The following is a 17,577-nucleotide window of genomic DNA, read 5'->3' as shown; positions in this document are numbered from 1 at the left end:
CGGGTGGCAGTGAAGATACCACCGACGATGTCACGATCGGAGCGTCGCCGCCGGCTCACGGAGAAAACGTCCGGTGAAATGATCGAGCCGCGAGACCCAGGAGGAGGTCGGGGCGACCTCCCGGATCAGGCGCCCGCTGATCGCGGCGAGATCGTGCGCCGATGCGTCATGGGGGAGGAACGCCTCCACCCGGTGCCCGGAGATCTCCTGGACCGTCGCCGCGATCTCGGTCTCGCTCCAGCCGAGCGAGGCCCGGCACAGATTGACGACCACATGCGGTTCGACCCGCCAGGGCGCGCCCGCGCCGAGGATGCGGACGAGGCGGGCGAGGCCGAGCGGCTCGGGGCGGCCCACCACGACCACCTCGTCGGCCGCCTCCAGGACCGTCATCGCGGCTTGATCGCGGGCCGGGCCGGTCCCCAACGGCGGCTCATGCCCGAACCCGGCGTCGACGACCACCCACCGGTGGTCCGCGGCGAGCGAGTCGAGCACGGCGGTGAGCGCGGCCGGCCGCACCAGATGCCACATGTCCTCCGGCCGGGGAACGCCCGTCATGACGTCCAGGCCGTCGCCCACCCGCAAGATCGCCGAGTCGGGCATCTCCTTCCCGCCGTTGGCGGCACGGCACGCCGCAACGATGCCCGAGACATCGTCGAGCAAGCCCAGCGCCTGCCCGACCGCGCCGCCGTGCGTGTCCGCGTCCACCAGCACGGTCGGCGCCTCGCGGGCGAGGCTGGCCGCCATCGCGAGTGCGACGCTGGTGCGACCCGGCGCACCCGTCGGCCCCCAGACGGCGATGATCCGCCCCGACCGCGGCGCTTCCGGCCGCGGCAGGTCGTCCTCCTGCGCGGCGGCCTCGACGTCCCCGACCTGAACGGCGCCGGCGAGGCCCAGCTCGGGGGCCGGGGTGCCCACGGCCACGATCCGCACGCCACCGGAGCGGACGCGGCTCACGACATCGAGATCCAGGCCCCCGAGGGCGGGGTCAACGAGGGCCACCTGGACCCGGCCCGTGCTCGCTATCGCGAGGAGATCGGCGGCGTCCACGCAGCGGCGGACGAGGGTGAGCGCACTGGATCGTTCGACCTCGTCGAGCACCTCGCCCTCCCAGGACGCCCCTCCCGCGGCGACGGCGGTCGCGATCACGATCGCCGCACCACCGTCACATGGTGCGAGCTCAATGCCGCGACGACCTGAGCCGAGGGCGTCTGATCCCCGAGGTCGACGACCACGGTGGCGCTGCCGCCCGTCGCCGATGGCGTGACGGCGCGCACGGGAACGGACGCTATGACCCGCTGTGCCTCCCCCGCCGCCTGCCCTTGCTGCGGTCCGGGTCCGGCCCAGACGTCCACCCGATCACCACGGCCGAGGTCCGCCGGAAAAGCGCCGTCGGCGACGGGGAACGGGAGTTCGTGCCCGGCCTCGGCCGAGGGAGCCCAGGAGCCGGTGGACACGAGCGCGCCCTCGGGGAGGTCGTGCGCCCAGACCGCCGACTCGTCCACCGCGGCGTCCGCGCGCACGATCGTCGCCGCCGCGGCGCCGTCGAGTCGCGCACTGGTGGTGGTCAGCTGCCCGGGGTCCACCGGGTCTCCGGCGCGAACTTCTTCGCGCACCACCCAGTAGCGCTCACCGTCGTCCGCGGCGATCGCCGTCCATCCGCCGATCGCCGTCGCCACCGCGACGAGCGCCACGCCGGCCACCAGGCGAGGCGACCGCCATCTCCGGATCATCACGCGCCGCGCCGGCTGCGGCGTCCCCCGACTGCTCATGACACCTTCCTAACCGAGAAGGACGGATTAGTCCAGATCGACTATCCACACCCTGGACGTGGGAAGGGCGTTCGCGTGCGACAATGCGGCCATGCCCTCGCAGCAGCGCTTCCTGTCGATCCCCGACGTGGCCGAGGTCCTCAATGTCAGCGTCCGCCAGGTCCGGTCGCTGCTCTCCAGTGGGGAACTGCGCGGCATCCAGATCGGCGGTCGCGGGGTCTGGCGCATCGAGGACGCGGAGCTCGAGCGCTACATCGCCCGCCAGTATCAGCGCACCGCCGAGCAGGTCAGTGACGACGCACCGACGCGAGCGCCGTCCAGGGAATGATCTTGCGGCGACCGCCCTCGGCGAGCACCACGGCGTCGGCGACGACGGCCACGACCGGCCCGGACACCAGGCCGCCGTCGCGTCGCACCACCTGAACATCCTCGGCATCCTCCTGCGCGGCCCGGAAGACCGCCGGCCAGCCGACCCTTCGCACCGTGGCGGCGCCGCGTTGCGAGACGACGGCGGTCATGACCGCGTCGCGCGCGATCGCCACCTCGCGGCCATCGGCTGACAGCACCACGAGATCGGGCGCGGACCACAGCACGGCGCCCCGGACCTCTCCCCCGCCCTGGACGGTGAGCACGACGTCTCCCGCCAGCAGATCGGTCCACGACATCTCGGCCCACGCCTCGGCACCGAGCTCCTCGGCGAGCGTGTCCCGCTCGTCGGCCATGACATCGGCGGCCGACTCCTCCACATCGCCGAACAGACGGTCCCATCGCATGGGCTCAGAGTAACGCCCTTGACAGAACGCACCCTTGCGTCATCAAATGTCATCAAACGACAGCATCAGTGATCGGGGGATCCACATGAGGCGTCCATGGCTCACGCTCGGCGCACTTCTCACCACCGCAGCGGGGCTCCCGCACTGGCCCGTGTGGTGGTCCAGGCTGACAACGGCCATCCACGACGGCGACCTGACCGGCGTCGTGACCTGGGCGGCAGCGCTTCTCGGCAGCGCGCTGCTCGCGTGGATCGGACTGGTCGGCGTCGTCGCGGTGGTCCATCTGCCGACCGCGCGGCGGCTGGCACCCACATGGCTGCTCACCCTCGCCATCGGCACAGGCGTCGCCACGACGGCAGTCGCGAGCGGTCATCCGCTCGACGGCGCGCCGCTGCCGAACCGGGCCGTGGTCACGGAGGCACCACCCGTCACGAATGCACCGACCTCCGTGCCCGCAGTGGAGCACGTGGTGGCGCCCGGCGACACCCTCTGGGCGATCGCCGCGGCCCATCTGCCCGCCGATGCGGACATCGCGGTCATCGGCGAATCGGTCGATCGCTGGCACGAGGAGAACCGGCAGACGATCGGCGATGACCCGGGGGTCATCCTGCCGGGACAGGTCCTGCGAGCCCCGGAGGTCCGATGATGCTGACGGCCACCGCCCTGCACCTGCGGCCCCAGCCGCTCGAACAGGATCAGATCGCTCTCCCCATCCCTCCGGCGCCCCCGGTCCTGCCGGTCGTCGTGGAACGGGGAGACAGCGGAGAACTGCGGCAGCGCGCCGCCCGATTCGCTCAGGCGGTCGCCGAGGTGCTGCACGGACATCGACCCGCGCGCCAGCTGGGACCGTGGCTCGCCGCCGATGTCTACGACCAGCTGCTACTGCACCTCCGCGGACGGCGGGCGGCACCCAGCCGGCACCGCGTGCGGGTCGCTTCGGTCCACGTCGAGATGATCCATCGGCGGGCGGCGGAGATCGCGGTCAGACTGGTGCACGGCGGGCGCTCCACCGCGCTGGCGCTCCGCCTGGACCTCGATCGCGACGCCCCGCACGGGCCGATCTGGCGCTGCACGGCCCTCACCTGGGCCTAGGCTGCGTCCACCCCTGAAGCGGTGAGTTACGCACCCCTCCCGACGCGCGAGACGTGCGTAACCCACCGACCGGGCCCACGAGACGTGCGTAAGTCACCGCCCAGCAAAACGAAGGGTGCGTAAGTCACCGCCCGCCGGGGATCAGCGGTTGCGCTTGCGTGACTGCCGCTGCTGCTTGGACTTCTGCCGGGCCTTGGCCTTCTGCTTGGCCTGGCGGGACTTCTCCTCAGCGTCCTCGTCGTCAGCGGCTGCCTCGGCCTCGGCCGGCGTACCACCGCGGGTCGCGACCTCGCTGCCGTCCTCGGCCGGTGCCGAGTACTGCAACTGTGCGGGAGCCGCCGACTGGACGCCGAGGCCCTTGGCCTGCAGGGCCATCTGCTCGGAATCGGAGGTCGGCGCCTCGACCTGCACATCGACATTGAACAGATAGCCCACCGACTCCTCGGCGATGCCGTCCATCATGGCGTTGAACAGGTCGAAACCCTCGCGCTGGTACTCGATGAGCGGATCGCGCTGAGAATAGGCACGCAAGCCGATACCCTCGCGCAGGTAGTCCATCTCGTAGAGATGCTCGCGCCACTTGCGATCGAGCACGCTGAGCACGACACGCCGCTCGAGCTCGCGCATGACCTTCTCGCCGAGCTCGGCCTCACGCTCGGCGTAGGCCCGCTGAGCATCCTCGGCCACCCGCGCCTTGAGAGCCTCCCGGTCCAGCTTCTCGGCCCCGCCGCTCTCCTCGGCCAGCCGGTGCGGATCGATGGACACCGGGTACAGGGTCTTGAGAGCCGTCGTGAGCTGATCGAGATCCCAGTCGTCGACCGGCCCCTCGGTGGCGCCGTCGACGTAAGCGGCCGTCACATCGCTGACCATCTGGCTGATCCACGCCTGCAGGTCCTCGCCATCGAGCACCCGGCGGCGCTCGGCGTAGACGACCTCGCGCTGGCGGCTCATGACATCGTCGTACTTGAGGATGTTCTTGCGGGTCTCGAAGTTCTGCGACTCGACCTGTGCCTGGGCCGAGGCGATCGCTCCGGTGACGCGCTTGTTCTCGATCGGCACGTCGTCGGGGATCTTCATGGTCTGCAGGATCCAGTTGACCCAGTCGGCCTTGAACAGCCGCATCAGGTCGTCCTCGAGCGAGAGGTAGAAGCGCGTCGAGCCGGGGTCGCCCTGACGCCCGGAACGGCCACGCAGCTGGTTGTCGATGCGGCGGGACTCGTGACGCTCGGTGCCGATGACGGCCAGTCCACCCGCCTCGCGCACCGCATCCTTCTCCTTGGCGACCTCGGCCTCGAAGTGCTCGACCATCGCCGGCCACTCGGCCTCGTACGCCTCGGAGTCCTCCAGCGGATCGAGGCCCTTCTTGCGCAGCGCCTGGTCGGCGAGGAACTCGGGGTTGCCGCCCAGCATGATGTCGGTACCACGGCCGGCCATGTTCGTGGCCACGGTCACCGCGCCGCGATGGCCCGCCTGGGCCACGACCGCGGCCTCACTCTCGTGGTGCTTGGCGTTGAGCACCTTGTGCGGGATGTTGAGCTTGGTGAGCAATGCGCCGACCCGCTCGCTCTTGGCCACGCTGGTGGTGCCGATGAGCACGGGCTGCCCGGCGGCGTGGCGCTCGGCGATGTCCTCGGCCACCGCGTTGAACTTGGCCTCCTCGGTGCGATACACCAGGTCGGCGAGGTCGTCACGCCGCACCGGCTTGTTGGTGCGGATCGGCACGACCCCGAGCTCATAGGTCTTGTCGAACTCGGCCGCCTCCGTCATGGCGGTACCGGTCATGCCCGACAGCTTGTCGTAGAGCCGGAAGTAGTTCTGCAGCGTGATGGAGGCGAGGGTCTGGTACTCCTCGCGGATCCGCACGTTCTCCTTGGCCTCGATGGCCTGGTGCAGACCCTCGTTGTAGCGGCGCCCGGCGAGCAGGCGGCCGGTGTGCTCGTCGACGATGAGCACCTCGCCCTCGATGACCACATAGTCCTTGTCCCGGCGGAACAGCTCCTTGGCCTTGATGGCGTTGTTCAGGAAGCTGATGAGCGGGGTGTTGACGGCGTCGTAGAGGTTGTCGATGCCGAGCTTGTCCTCGACGACGTCGATGGCCTTCTCCCCCACCGAGACGGTGCGCTTCTTCTCGTCGACCTCGTAGTGCTCGTCGATGCGCATGCCGTCGACCAGACGGGCGAACTCGGCGTACCACTTGACCTCGTCCTCGGTGGGACCGGAGATGATGAGCGGCGTGCGCGCCTCGTCGATGAGGATCGAGTCGACCTCGTCCACGATCGCGAAGTTGTGGCCCCGCTGGACGCAGTTCTCCAGCGAGTCGGCCATGTTGTCGCGCAGGTAGTCGAAGCCGAACTCGTTGTTGGTGCCGTAGGTGATGTCGGCGGCGTACTGCTCCTTGCGCTCCTTGGGCGTCTGTCCGGCGACGATCACGCCGACCGTGAGCCCGAGGAACTGGTAGATGCGGCCCATCCACTCCGCTTGGAACCGCGCCAGATAGTCGTTGACCGTGACGACGTGGACGCCGTCGCCGGACAGCGCGTTGAGATAGGACGGAAGGGTCGCGACGAGGGTCTTGCCCTCACCGGTCTTCATCTCGGCGATGTTGCCGAGATGAAGCGCGGCACCGCCCATGACCTGGACATCGAAGTGACGTTGCCCCAGCACCCGCGAGGAGGCCTCGCGCACCGTGGCGAAGGCCTCGGGCAGCAAGTCGTCGAGCGTCTCACCGTCATCGAGCCGCTCGCGGAACTCCGCGGTCATCGCGCGGAGCTCGTCGTCGGTCATCGCGGAGAAGTCGTCCTCGATCGCGTTGACCTGCTGGGCGATGGCCTCCAGGCGGCGGACGATCTTGCCTTCGCCCGCGCGGAGGATCTTGTCGATGATCTTCGGCACCTGGCCATCCTAGAGGTTGACGGTGGTGAGCCCAACGCTTTCGCCACGAAGCTCCGATGTGAGGGCTCCGGCGAGGTCGCCGCGCCGGGGCGCGCGGATGTCGTCCAGACCGAGCCAGGCGGACAGTGTGCGCAGTTCCTCGGCCAGCTGGACGGCGACATCGGCGGGCGCGTCCGGCTCGGCCCACGCACCGATCACGTCGAGCACGCCGGCCGCGCGGTCGGCCTTCAGGTCGACGCGTCCGGCGATGCGATCGCCCAGCAGGAACGGCAGGACGTAGTAGCCGTACCGCCGTTTGGCCTCGGGCACGTAGATCTCGATGCGATAGCGGAAGTCGAAGATCTGCTCGGCCCGGGTGCGTTCGAAGACCAGCGGATCGAAGGGGCTGAGGAGGGCACGTGCCTCGACGCGCCGTGGCCGACGGGCCTCGGCGTGCAGATAGGCGGGGCGGTCCCACCCCTGCACCGCGATCGGCGAGAGGGTGCCGTCCTCGACCAGCTCCGCCACGGCTCGCTGCGTCGGCGCCGGAGCGGTCCGGAAGTAGTCCCGCAGACAGGGTTCCGTCGCGACCCCGAGCGCGCGGGCAGCGTGCTCGACCAGTTCACGATGCGCGTCCGCGTGATCGAGGGCGGGACGGGCGTAGACATCGGCCGGGATGATCCGCTCGGTCAGGTCGTAGACCCGTTCGAAGGCCGAGTTGCGGCGAGCGGCGCTGATCTCGCCGATGAAGAACAGATACTCCAGCGCCTTCTTGGTCTCCGACCAGTTCCAGCCCCAGTGCGATCGGTCCCGCTCGACGGCGCCGTGCAGCAGTGCCTCGGTCTCACGTGCGGTGATCGGACCGTTCTCGCCGACGACGCGCAGGACCTGATCGACCAGTTCGGGGCGCTCCTCGGCCACCCTCGACATCGATCCCCACATTCCGCGCCGCTCGACCATACGGTGGCGCATCGCGGGAAAGAGCCCGATATCGACATAGGTCGCGACGTGGGCCCAGTACTCGAAGACCCGGCGGGGACGCCGTTCGGCGGCCCGAGCGAGCAGTTCCACGTCGTAGGGACCCCTACGGGAGTACAGGGGCATGAAGTGCGCGCGCTGCAGAACGTTGACGGAGTCGATCTGGAAGAAACCGAGTCGGCGGACCGTCTCGGAGAGGTGCCGCATCGTCACCGGCCCGGACGGACGCGGGGCGGTGAAGCCCTGGGCGGCCAGCGCGATCCTCCGCGCCTGCGCCGTCGGCAGCGGACGGGGAGCCACGCGTCAGAGGACGTCGTCGATGAGTTTGCTGCGCACCGCGAACATCGCGGCCTCCATCCGCGACTTCATCTGGAGCTTCTCCAGGATATTGCGGATGTGGTTCTTGACGGTGTTCTCGCTGATGAACAGTTCTTGGGCGATGTCGCGATTGCTCTTGCCGTGGGCGACGAGGCGCAGCACCTCCAGCTCACGCGGCGTGAGCGTGGTGGCCGGGGCGGCACCGCGCGACATGTGCACGAACTCCTCGAGCAGCTTGGTGGCCATGCTCGGGCTGATGAGCGACTGGCCGTTGGCCACCACCCGGACGGCCTCTCCGACCTGCTCATAGGTCGACCCGTCCTTCAGCAGGTATCCCGAGGCACCCGCCTTGACCGACTCGTAGAGGTCGGCCTCCTCGTCGCTCGCGGTGAGCATGATGATGCCGGTCGACGGCGCGATCTGCTTGATGGCCCCGCAGATCTCCACGCCGCTGCGGCCCGGCATGCGGACATCGAGCAGCACGACGTCGAAGGGCTCCTCGGCGATTCGCTCGAGCGCGGCGTCGCCGTCGTCGACGTCCTCGATCTCCAGATCCACATCGGAGCTGAGAACCATCGTCACTCCGCGACGGAACAGTTCTTGGTCGTCGACGAGCAGCACCCGGATGGCATCCGAACGCGAGGGCGTCTCATCAGTGGGTTGGCTCACAGTCGCATCATGCCATTTCATCAGGGCGGTGCGGGGGCCGACGCGCGTTCGACCCCCGCCCACATCAGCTTTCGTTGACGTCGAGGTGGATGACGCCATAGTCGTAGCCGCGGCGTCGGTAGACCACCGAGGGCTGCATCGAGTCCTTCTCCATGAACAGGTAGAAGTCGTGACCGACGAGCTCCATCTCGTAGAGCGCCTGGTCGAGCGTCATGGGCGCGGTGTCGTGGGTCTTCTCGCGGACCACGAGCGGTCCATCGCCCTGGACCTCGATGGGGCCGGGGTCGCCGTCGCCCGCGGCGTCGGCGCCGCTGAGCTCGTCGAGCAGCGAGTCGGGGATGTCGGCCGTGGCCTCGGACAGCGAGGTCGGCCGCTGCTGGCCGCGGTGGACTCGCTGGCGGTCCACCGCCTTGCGCACCTGGCGTGCGAGGCGGTCCATCGCCATGTCGAGTGCGGAGTGCTGGTCGCCGGAGACGGCCTCCGCGCGGACGATGGGTCCGCGCGAGTGAACGGAGATCTCGACCTTGGCCGCCGTCGCCGGGTCGCGGGGGTTCTTCTCGTGCGTCACCACGACCTCGGTACGGGTGATGCGTTGCCGAGGGTCGAACTTCTCGATCCTGTGGAGCTTCTCGGCCACGTGGTCTCGGAAACGATCCGAGATCTCGCTGTTACGACCCTTGACGACGATTTCCATGGGAGCCTCCTCGTTCGGACCGGACGAGCATCTTCGCCCTGTCTCGACGTTAGCCGCCCGAGGGCTCGTCCACCAGTGGGACACGATGCGGATGCGGCGGCGGGGTCGCCACCACGACGGCCGCACCCGCCACGTCGGCTCCCGCGCGCTCGAGCGCGGCGGCGACCGCGCGAAGGGTCGACCCCGTCGTGACGACATCGTCGACCACGAGCACCTCCCGCCCGCGAGGGGCAGGGCGCGCCGCGAACGCTCCCCGCGTGTTGCGGGCACGCTCGACGACCCCGAGCCGGCGCTGGTCGGCCGGCTGGCGAACCAGCCGGGCCAGCGGCGCGACCTCCGCTCGGACCCCGGCACCGGCGAGCACGGCGGTTGCCTCGGCCGCCAGCTCGGCGACGAGCCAGCCTCCACGTCGCCGTCGCGAGCGCCGCGTGGCCGGGACCGGCACGAGCAAGGGCTCCGGCGAGCCGTGGAAGGCGACCGACGCGGCGAGGGCGTGCGCGGCCCAGCTCGCGGTCTGCGTGTGACCGATGTCCTTCCAGCGCCGCACGACGCGCTCGGCGGTGCCGCTGTAGGCAGCGGAGGCGACCACGGTCAGGGTGTCGGGCTCGAGAGGGACCACGGCGGGTTGCGGGCGGAGCAGACGGCGACAGGACGGGCACAGGCCGAGCGTCACCCGCCCGCAGCCGGGGCAGTCGGCGCCGATCACCAGATCGGCGAGCGCCGCACCCCACCCCACGCGCATCTGGTCATCATCCGAGCACCTCGGCGCGCTGTCGACCCGTCCCTGTGGACAACCCACGAAAGCTCACGCGCGGACCGGCCGAGGCGGTGCGTCAGCGTCCATTCCCTACCAGCGAACGGACGCTCGCCCACCGCCAGTGACCGCGAACGGACGCCTACTCACCGCCCAGGGGATCGGGAGACGGGTCGGGACGGTCAGCCGATGGCGACGACCTCCTCGACGGGCACCTTCGTCCAGCCGCGAGGCGTCAGTACCCGCACATCGCCCCCCTCGTCGAGGACATACACCCGCGGATCGCTGTCGGTGGACGTCGCGAGTGCCACCGGCTCGATCCGCGGCAGCAGCGTCGGCAACCCGGGCAGCGAGGGCGTGAGCCCCGAGCCGTCGATGCGCACCGAGTACACCTGTTCGCCCGCGGCGCCGTCGGCGAGCATCGCCAGGCGCGTGCCGGCGACCCACTGGATCGACCGCATCTGCGAGACCCCGGCCATCGCCACGGGCTCCGGCGCTCCCAGCCTCGTGCCCTCCTCCTCGACGACGGCACCGACCAGCACCCGGGCACCGCCGCCGGTACCGACCGTCACCGCATAGCGGGCCCCGTCGGGAGATACCGCGAAGGAGGTCGTGTCCGGCGGCCAGTCGGGGGCCGCGACGTCCTCGACCTCGTCGTCGGTCACGAGCCGGACGCCGGCGGCATCCGCGGCCCAGACGCGACCGTCACGGTCGATCACCGGCGACAGGAAGCCTTCCTCGCTGGCGATCGTCCGGGGTTCGCCCGCGCCGAGGATCCGCATGGTCGTCCGCCCCGGATCGACGACCGCACCGAGCTCGCTCGTGGCGGCGACCGCGACCGCGTCACCGATATCGCTGACGCCCGCGATCGCGCGCTGGGAGTCGGCGTCCACACGTCGCAGCCGCCCGTCCGTGACCACCGCCACCCGCGGGTCGCCCGCTGCCGGGGCGTAATCGCTGAAGCCGCCCGTTGACTGACGCACCTCTCCGCCGATCGCCAAGGCACCGTCAGAGCCGACGATGCGCACCGCGCCGACCCGCGGAGCCCCGCTCAACGTCCACGCCAGTTGGGCACCCAACTGTGCGCGCTCCTCCGTCGACAGGTCGCGCAGTCCGATCGTGAACTCGACCTCGGCGACCCTGTCGGAGTCGATCGGCACGGACCGGCGTGTACGTTCCACGCCGGGGACCCTCGACTGGACCTCGGCGGCGATCGTGTCGTCAGGGCCCTGCGCCAAGCTGGTCAGCAGGCCGGTCGCCAGCTGATCGCCCACCACGCGGAAAACCGGGTCAGGCACGACGCGGGTGCCGGACCCGTCCAGGAAGTAGATGTCGAAGGGCCGGAAGTAGTCCTCGAAGTAGCGTTGCGTCACCAGCGTCCCCGAGGGCGGGTCGGTGATACGCCATTCACCGTCCTCGAGGATGAGATGCCACTCGAAATCGGCGCGGCCCTCCCCTGCCGCGAAGTGCCCCCGCCGGTCGAGGTCGGCGACGCTCTTCCAGCTCGACGCCACCACGGCGGTGCCCTCCGTTCCCGCGCGGGACTCCGAGAGGCGCGGCTCGCTGTAGACGACGGTCCGCTCGGACGGCCGCCACCCATCGGCCGCCTCGCTGGTCAGGAACTCGCTCGCGGTCGCGTAGCTGACCGGGTAGGCGAGCATCGCCTCCAGGTAACCGCTGACGATCTGCTCGGGCGTCCCTCCGGGCGCCGGACCGGCCGGGATGTAGCGGGCGGTGCTCTCGCGGAGCCCCTGATCGCCCTCCACCTCGTGCACCGGTCCGGTCCTGGGGATACCCGCGCAACCGGCGGTGAGGACCATCCCCAGCAGCACGACCACGAGGCGACGCCGGCTCATCGGTCGAACACCGACGTCAGCGCCGCCTCCCGGACGACACAGCCCTCCTTGGGCAGCGTGAGGATGAACTCCGCTCCTTCACCGGGCTGCGACCACACGTCGAGGACCCCTCCGTGCAGTGCGGCGTCCTCGCGGGCGATCGCCAGCCCCAGACCGGTCCCGCCCTGGGTGCGGGCCGGGTCGGCACGCCAGAAGCGGTCGAAGACCCGGCGCACCCCCTCAGGGTCCAGGCCGACGCCATTGTCGCGGACCGAGAGGGAGACGACATCGTCGTTCTGCGCCACGATGATGTCGACCCGGTCGGCACCGCTGTACTTGGCCGCGTTCGCCATGAGGTTGCGCACGATGCGGTCCACGCGTCGCGGGTCGGCCGGGACGATGGCGGGCACCTCGTGGCCTCGTGGCGCCACCGCTATCCCGGCCCGAGCGAAGCTCTCGTCCTGCGACGCCGTCCAGGCGAAGTCGCTGAGGTCCACCCGACTCAGCTCCAGTTGCGCGGCTCCGGCGTCGAAGCGGCTGAGATCGAGCAGGTCCGAGAGCAGGGACTCGAATCGTTCCAGCTCCGCGTGCAAGAGCTCAGCGGATCGCCGACTCTGGGCGTCGAAGCGCCAGCGTCCGCTGTAAAGGATGTCGCCGGCCATCTGCACGGTGGTGAGCGGTGTCCGCAGCTCGTGCGAGACATCGGAGACGAACCGCTGCTGGACCCGTGAGAGGTTCTCCAGGCGACGGATCTGGCTCTGCAGGCTCTCGGCCATCTGGTTGAAGGACTTGGTCAGGCGGGCGATGTCGTCCTTGCCGTGCACGTGCATGCGCTGTTCGAGATGTCCGGCGGCGAATCGCTCGGCCGTGCGTCGCGCGAGCCGCAACGGGTCGACCACCTGGCGGGCGACGAGCCAGGCCACGAAGCCGACCATGAGCACCATAACGCTGCCGCCCGCGAGCAATGCCCGGCCGACCAGGCCGAGGGTCTGCTGCTGCTCGCGCATCGAGAAGACGTAGAACAGCGCATAGCTGTCGCCGGATCCAGGGACGGCGAGCTGGCTGCCCACCACGACGGTGGGCGTCGGGCCCTGGCCCAGCAGCGGCAGCTCCTCGTACTGCCAGGCCATCCCGGGGGCGGAACGGACACGCTCGACGAGCGAGGCGGGGAGATCGCTCAGCGCGATGGCCCCCGATGTCCTGACCGGGGCATCCTGTTCGTCCGCCGTGAGGGGTCCTTCGAGCACCAGCTCGTAGGTACGGCTCTCGCCCCGGGTCGCGGCCAGCCCGTCGACCAGTTGGGTGAGGGTCTGCGATTGTGCCGTGACATCGGCGTCGACGGAGGCGTCGAGCTCGGACTGCGCGAGATCGAAGCCGGCCCGCGCCTCCGCGACCGCGATGTCCTTACGGCTCTCGGCGAGGCCCTCGGCGATCGCGCCGAGCAGCGCCCAGCCGGTGAGGATCACGATCGCCGAGGTGAGGACCAAGGTGCTGACGACGACACGGAAGCGGATCGATCGCCGCCAGAGCCCCAGGATCCGCGGGCGGGGAGCCACGCCCTATCCCTCGGTCGGGTCGATCGCCTGGTAGCCGACGCCGCGGACTGTCCGGATGATGCGGGGGTTGTCCGCATCGTCCTCGATCTTGGAACGCAACCGGGTCATGTGGACATTGACGAGCTTGGTGTCGCCGGGGTGGTGGTAGCCCCACACTCGTTCGAGCAGCACCTCGCGCGTGAACACCTGCGACGGATCGCTCAGCAGGCAGGCCAGCAGGTCGAATTCCAAGGGGGTGAGCGGCAGGAGCTTTCCGGCTCGCGTGGCCTGGTGGGACACGGGGTCGACGCGGATATCGCCGAACTCGATGGGCTGAGTGGCCGGACCGATGCGCCGGAGCCGGGCACGGATGCGCGCGACCAGCTCGACATTGCGGAAGGGCTTGGTGATGTAGTCGTCGGCCCCCGCCTCGAGTCCGGCGACGACATCGGGCGTGTCGGCCTTGGCCGTCAGCATGATGATCGGCACCTCGGAGGTCTGCCGGATCTGCTGGCACACACGCATGCCGTCCATGCCCGGGAGCATGAGATCGAGCAGCACGAGGTCCGGACGGAATCGCTCGAAGGCCGTCAGGACCTCGGTGCCGCTCGAGACGACCTCCGAGCGGAGGCCCTCACCGTCGAGGACGATGCCCAGCATCTCAGCCAGGGCGGGGTCGTCGTCGACGATGAGGACCCGGTCGCGCTTGGACCGGCGGAAGCTCCCGCTCGAGGTGGTCATCGTCAGTAGCGGTAGTGGTCCGACTTGTACGGACCGGCCACGTCGACCCCGAGGTAATCGGCCTGCTCCTTGCTCAGCTCGGTGAGCTCGACGCCGAGGGCGGCGAGGTGCAGGCGGGCGACCTCCTCGTCGAGGTGCTTGGGCAGCACGTGGACGCCCAGCTCGTACTGATCGGCCTTGGTGAACAGCTCGATCTGCGCCAGCACCTGGTTGGTGAAGGAGTTGCTCATCACGAAGGACGGGTGACCCGTGGCGTTGCCGAGGTTGAGCAGGCGCCCCTCGGACAGCACGATGATCACGCGGCCGTCGGGGAACGTCCAGGTGTGCACCTGGGGCTTGACCTCGCTCTTGACGATGCCGTCGACCTTCTCCAGGCCGGCCATGTCGATCTCGTTGTCGAAGTGGCCGATGTTGCCGACGATCGCCTGGTGCTTCATCTTCTCGAAGTGCTCGACGCGGATGACGTCGAAGTTGCCCGTCGTGGTGACGAAGATGTCCGCGATGTCGACGACCGACTCGAGCGTGGCGACCTGGTAGCCGTCCATGGCGGCCTGCAGCGCGCAGATCGGGTCGATCTCGGTGACGATGACCCGGGCGCCCTGGCCGCGCAGCGACTCGGCGCAGCCCTTGCCGACATCACCGTAGCCGCAGACGACGGCAACCTTGCCGCCGATGAGGACATCGGTGGCGCGGTTGATGCCGTCGATGAGCGAGTGGCGGCAGCCGTACTTGTTGTCGAACTTGCTCTTGGTGACCGAGTCGTTGACGTTGATGGCCGGGAAGAGCAGAGTGCCTTCCTTGAAACGCTCGTACAGGCGCAGCACGCCGGTGGTGGTCTCCTCGGTGACGCCCTGGATGCTCGCGGCGATCTTGGTCCAGCGGCCCGGGTCGGCCTCGAGGGAGCGACCGAGGACCCGCAGGACCTCCTTGAACTCCGCGTTGTCGGTGGTGTCCGGCGAGGGGACGCTGCCGGCCTTCTCGAACTCGACGCCCTTGTGCAGCAGCAGCGTGGCGTCGCCGCCGTCGTCGAGGATCATGTTGGGCAGCTCGTCGCCGGGCCACACGAGGATCTGCTCGGCGAGGTCCCAGTACTCGGCGAGGGTCTCGCCCTTCCAGGCGAAGACCGGGACGCCCTGGGGATCCTCGGGGGTGCCGTCCTTGCCGACGACGACCGCGGCGGCGGCGTGATCCTGCGTGGAGAAGATATTGCAGCTCGCCCAGCGCACCTCGGCGCCGAGCTCGACGAGGGTCTCGATGAGCACCGCGGTCTGGATCGTCATGTGCAGCGATCCGGCGATCCGCGCACCGGCCAGCGGCTTGCTCGCACCGTACCGCTCGCGCATGGCCATGAGGCCCGGCATCTCGTTCTCGGCGAGGGTGATCTCAGCGCGGCCGTAGTCGGCCAGTGACAGGTCTGCAACGCGGTAATCCATGATGGCCATCGTAACGAGAGGGCCCCACAGAAGAACAATCAGCGCATGCCTGGGGGCAGAGCCGGGGGAAGCAGCACCTGCGGGCGGATCGCGTCCATCGCGTCGAGGACCGCGTAGACCCGGTCAACGCCGTCGGCCGGGGCCTTGCCCCGCATCACCTGATCGTGCAGGAAGCCGAGACGCGTGGCGAGCCGCTGATACTCCTGGACCGTCTTCGCGCCGGGCTTGCCACGGTGGATCTTGGCGTAGGTGCGCGCCGCGCGGCGCCTGCTGAAGCTGACCAGGAAGGGCACTTCGGCCGGATGCAGCCAACCGCGATAGGACGCGGCGTAGGAGAGCGACTTCCACAGCGTGGTCAGCTGGCCCTGCCGCAACACGATCGCGAGCACGCCGAGGCCCACCAGCAGGGCCGCGAGCACGAGGTAGACCAGCAGGAAACCGACTCCGCCGCCGATGACGAGCGATCCGTTCCACAGCGCATGGAGCAGAATGCTGGTCAGCAGGCCGCCGATCATCAGCAGGATGCGGACGGTCCGGCTGCGGCGACCGACGGCGAGGCCCATCGCGATCCCGATCGCCGAGGTGAACAGCGGATGCGCGAAGGGGCTGAAGAGCCCCCGCACGACGAAGGTGGCCGTGGCTCCACCCGGCCCGGCGAGCTGCTGCGGGCCGTCGCCGATCCCCAGATAGCTCACGGCGTAGTACCCGAGGTTCTCGACGGCGGCGAAGCCGATCGCGACGAGGCCGGACACGATGAGACCGTCGAGCACGCCATCGATGATCCGGCGCGCGCGCAGCAGGGTCAGCACGAGGAACGCGCCCTTGGCGCTCTCCTCGACGATCGGGGCGACGACCGCGGTGAGCACCTCGTCGGAGACGTCCAGCCAGATCGAGGCGGCGGACTCCAATGCCAGCGAGATGGCGACCGCGACGACGGCACCCCAGACGAAGGCGGCGCCCTTGTAGCGGAAGGGCTCGGGCTCGACCCGGTCGAGCCACCAGTACGCCCACAGAACGAGGGGAAGCGGGAAGAGCGCGAAGACGACGGCAAGCGTGGCTCCGGGGACGTCGCCAGCCTGCGCGGCGAAGAACACCGCCGCCACCGCGCCGAGCACGGCGGTGATCCAGGTGAGCACCACCAGGACGAGCCGTCCACGCTGAGGTCGATAGCGCGAACGCGGCGCCGTCACGGGAGGGTAGACACTCACGCGCTCCACCCTAGGGTGTGAGGGAGACACCGGTGGCTCGAGCGTGCCGATCAGTGCCACCAGACGGACGATGGCAGGGGGTGAAGACGATGGTCAAGCGGGCCGCGGCACTGCTGGTCCTCGTCTCGCTCACGTGCCTGCTCGGATGTGTGACGGTGACGCAACGCGGGGGTGACGAGTCGGAACGACCCGAGCCGCTCGCTCGCCAGATCGACGGAGATGTGGAGACCTGGGATCTGAGTGGCCCGCCGAGTGACGCCGCCTTCGGCATCGCCGCGGAGAGCTCGGCGGGGATCTACCGCACCGACGAGCCGCGGCCGATCGTCCTGAGATTCTCCGATGACGAGCAGCTCCGGGTCGAGGCGCCGCTCATCTCCTTCTCGCGGTTCCGAGGTGCCGACGGCGACAACTTCACCGTCGGCATACGTGGCGCGACGGTGGAGCCCGAGGTGCTGGACGGGCAGTTGCGGAGCATCGTCGATCAGCTCGGATCCTCGCCCGATCTCGTCGCCGATTTCACGGCAGAGGTGGAGCAAGCACCGCCTGAGCAGACCGAGCGGATCGTGTTCTCCTCGCCGTCCGCGCAGTTCGGCGACCTGGAGATCGGCGTCCAGGCCAATCTCGCGCCGATCGCCGGCAGGGGACGGTTCATCATCGGCGGCGCCTGGTAACGCCTCTCGGTGGCGCAACGGGTCGGCGACCGCGATGCGTACCGCGGCGATACGCTGTTGACGCCCGGCCTCCGTAGCTCAGCTGGATAGAGCATCGGCCTTCTAATCCGACGGTCACAGGTTCGAATCCTGTCGGGGGCGCTTCACGAGTGGTGCCATCTCGCCCACGAGTGGTGGGGGGGGGGGGGGGGGGGGGACGACACACGGGGGCGAAGAGAACCCACAAGCAGGCGAGG

17 protein-coding genes and 1 tRNA gene are annotated in these 17,577 nt (G+C 69.6%); 5 read left to right on the top strand and 13 right to left on the bottom strand.

Features of this window, described 5'->3' with window-relative positions; genetic code table 11:
• Positions 1-30: 30 nt before the first annotated feature.
• Both FNM00_RS10295 and FNM00_RS10290 read right to left on the bottom strand, forming a co-directional pair.
• Positions 31-1,146: a CpaE/TadZ family protein gene (locus FNM00_RS10295; RefSeq protein WP_143913357.1), complete on the bottom strand. Its 1,116-nt coding sequence runs from the start codon at positions 1,144-1,146 to the stop codon at positions 31-33.
• The gene (locus tag FNM00_RS10290) at positions 1,143-1,769 is read right to left on the bottom strand and encodes a hypothetical protein (protein WP_143913356.1); all 627 of its coding nucleotides are present in this window, start codon (positions 1,767-1,769) and stop codon (positions 1,143-1,145) included. Before FNM00_RS10290 ends, FNM00_RS10295 begins: the two co-directional genes overlap by 4 nt.
• Positions 1,770-1,860: 91 nt before the next feature.
• On the opposite strand from FNM00_RS10290, the gene FNM00_RS10285 reads away from it, so the two are divergent.
• Positions 1,861-2,097 carry a helix-turn-helix domain-containing protein gene (locus tag FNM00_RS10285; protein ID WP_143913355.1) on the top strand — a complete coding sequence of 79 codons (237 nt, stop codon included), beginning with the start codon at positions 1,861-1,863 and terminating at the stop codon, positions 2,095-2,097.
• On the opposite strand, the gene FNM00_RS10280 is transcribed toward FNM00_RS10285, so the two are convergent.
• A complete protein-coding gene (locus FNM00_RS10280; protein ID WP_143913354.1) occupies positions 2,057-2,542 on the bottom strand; it encodes a hypothetical protein in 486 nt (161 codons plus the stop codon). The genes FNM00_RS10285 and FNM00_RS10280 overlap by 41 nt on opposite strands.
• An 85-nt stretch (positions 2,543-2,627) precedes the next feature.
• Here FNM00_RS10280 and FNM00_RS10275 point away from each other — a divergent pair, with 85 nt between their 5' ends.
• On the top strand, positions 2,628-3,188 hold the full coding sequence (locus FNM00_RS10275; protein ID WP_185973092.1) for a LysM peptidoglycan-binding domain-containing protein: 561 nt from the start codon (positions 2,628-2,630) through the stop codon (positions 3,186-3,188).
• Complete coding sequence (locus FNM00_RS10270; protein ID WP_221933677.1) at positions 3,188-3,634, top strand: Rv3235 family protein; 447 nt, start codon at positions 3,188-3,190, stop codon at positions 3,632-3,634. Before FNM00_RS10275 ends, FNM00_RS10270 begins: the two co-directional genes overlap by 1 nt.
• A 141-nt stretch (positions 3,635-3,775) precedes the next feature.
• On the opposite strand, the gene secA is transcribed toward FNM00_RS10270, so the two are convergent.
• The 10 genes from secA to FNM00_RS10220 form a co-directional block, all read right to left on the bottom strand.
• On the bottom strand, positions 3,776-6,526 hold the full coding sequence (gene secA, locus FNM00_RS10265) for a preprotein translocase subunit SecA (RefSeq protein ID WP_143913351.1): 2,751 nt from the start codon (positions 6,524-6,526) through the stop codon (positions 3,776-3,778).
• A gap of 9 nt (positions 6,527-6,535) precedes the next feature.
• Positions 6,536-7,783 carry a winged helix-turn-helix domain-containing protein gene (locus tag FNM00_RS10260; RefSeq protein ID WP_246065148.1) on the bottom strand — a complete coding sequence of 416 codons (1,248 nt, stop codon included), beginning with the start codon at positions 7,781-7,783 and terminating at the stop codon, positions 6,536-6,538.
• Between the two features lie 3 nt (positions 7,784-7,786).
• Positions 7,787-8,470 (bottom strand): response regulator, encoded by a 684-nt coding sequence (locus FNM00_RS10255; protein WP_246065147.1) that lies wholly within the window; start codon positions 8,468-8,470, stop codon positions 7,787-7,789.
• A 64-nt stretch (positions 8,471-8,534) separates the two neighbouring features.
• Positions 8,535-9,164: a ribosome hibernation-promoting factor, HPF/YfiA family gene (gene hpf, locus FNM00_RS10250; protein WP_143913349.1), complete on the bottom strand. Its 630-nt coding sequence runs from the start codon at positions 9,162-9,164 to the stop codon at positions 8,535-8,537.
• A gap of 49 nt (positions 9,165-9,213) precedes the next feature.
• The gene (locus FNM00_RS10245) at positions 9,214-9,906 is read right to left on the bottom strand and encodes a phosphoribosyltransferase family protein (RefSeq protein WP_143913348.1); all 693 of its coding nucleotides are present in this window, start codon (positions 9,904-9,906) and stop codon (positions 9,214-9,216) included.
• Positions 9,907-10,100: 194 nt separating this feature from the next.
• Entirely contained in the window at positions 10,101-11,774 is a 1,674-nt protein-coding gene (locus FNM00_RS10240; protein ID WP_143913347.1) for an LpqB family beta-propeller domain-containing protein, read from the bottom strand.
• Positions 11,771-13,309 carry an MtrAB system histidine kinase MtrB gene (mtrB, locus tag FNM00_RS10235; RefSeq protein ID WP_143913346.1) on the bottom strand — a complete coding sequence of 513 codons (1,539 nt, stop codon included), beginning with the start codon at positions 13,307-13,309 and terminating at the stop codon, positions 11,771-11,773. The genes FNM00_RS10240 and mtrB overlap by 4 nt, the downstream gene beginning before the upstream one ends.
• A gap of 3 nt (positions 13,310-13,312) precedes the next feature.
• Positions 13,313-14,029, bottom strand: coding sequence for an MtrAB system response regulator MtrA (mtrA, locus tag FNM00_RS10230; RefSeq protein ID WP_143913345.1), 717 nt, complete (start codon positions 14,027-14,029; stop codon positions 13,313-13,315).
• Positions 14,030-14,031: 2 nt separating this feature from the next.
• Entirely contained in the window at positions 14,032-15,462 is a 1,431-nt protein-coding gene (ahcY, locus tag FNM00_RS10225) for an adenosylhomocysteinase (RefSeq protein ID WP_143913344.1), read from the bottom strand.
• 38 nt (positions 15,463-15,500) lie between these two features.
• Positions 15,501-16,670: a PrsW family intramembrane metalloprotease gene (locus tag FNM00_RS10220; RefSeq protein ID WP_185973091.1), complete on the bottom strand. Its 1,170-nt coding sequence runs from the start codon at positions 16,668-16,670 to the stop codon at positions 15,501-15,503.
• An 80-nt stretch (positions 16,671-16,750) separates the two neighbouring features.
• On the opposite strand from FNM00_RS10220, the gene FNM00_RS10215 reads away from it, so the two are divergent.
• Positions 16,751-17,341 carry a hypothetical protein gene (locus FNM00_RS10215; RefSeq protein ID WP_185973090.1) on the top strand — a complete coding sequence of 197 codons (591 nt, stop codon included), beginning with the start codon at positions 16,751-16,753 and terminating at the stop codon, positions 17,339-17,341.
• Positions 17,342-17,408: 67 nt separating this feature from the next.
• Positions 17,409-17,482, top strand: a tRNA-Arg gene (locus tag FNM00_RS10210).
• The last annotated feature ends 95 nt before the right edge of the window (positions 17,483-17,577 follow it).

This window comes from Aeromicrobium piscarium, from assembly GCF_007421815.1.
Taxonomy (GTDB): Bacteria; Actinomycetota; Actinomycetes; order Propionibacteriales; family Nocardioidaceae; genus Aeromicrobium; species Aeromicrobium piscarium.
This window is presented reverse-complemented; position numbering and strand designations above follow the sequence as displayed.

Coding starts and splice junctions, on each gene's coding strand:
- ahcY (WP_143913344.1), bottom strand. CDS start 15,462: ATGGATTACCGCGTTGCAGACCTGTCACTGGCCGACTACGGCCGCGCT.
- FNM00_RS10285 (WP_143913355.1), top strand. CDS start 1,861: ATGCCCTCGCAGCAGCGCTTCCTGTCGATCCCCGACGTGGCCGAGGTC.
- FNM00_RS10240 (WP_143913347.1), bottom strand. CDS start 11,774: ATGAGCCGGCGTCGCCTCGTGGTCGTGCTGCTGGGGATGGTCCTCACC.
- hpf (WP_143913349.1), bottom strand. CDS start 9,164: ATGGAAATCGTCGTCAAGGGTCGTAACAGCGAGATCTCGGATCGTTTC.
- FNM00_RS10290 (WP_143913356.1), bottom strand. CDS start 1,769: ATGAGCAGTCGGGGGACGCCGCAGCCGGCGCGGCGCGTGATGATCCGG.
- FNM00_RS10270 (WP_221933677.1), top strand. CDS start 3,188: ATGCTGACGGCCACCGCCCTGCACCTGCGGCCCCAGCCGCTCGAACAG.
- mtrA (WP_143913345.1), bottom strand. CDS start 14,029: ATGACCACCTCGAGCGGGAGCTTCCGCCGGTCCAAGCGCGACCGGGTC.
- FNM00_RS10275 (WP_185973092.1), top strand. CDS start 2,628: ATGAGGCGTCCATGGCTCACGCTCGGCGCACTTCTCACCACCGCAGCG.
- FNM00_RS10245 (WP_143913348.1), bottom strand. CDS start 9,906: ATGCGCGTGGGGTGGGGTGCGGCGCTCGCCGATCTGGTGATCGGCGCC.
- FNM00_RS10280 (WP_143913354.1), bottom strand. CDS start 2,542: ATGCGATGGGACCGTCTGTTCGGCGATGTGGAGGAGTCGGCCGCCGAT.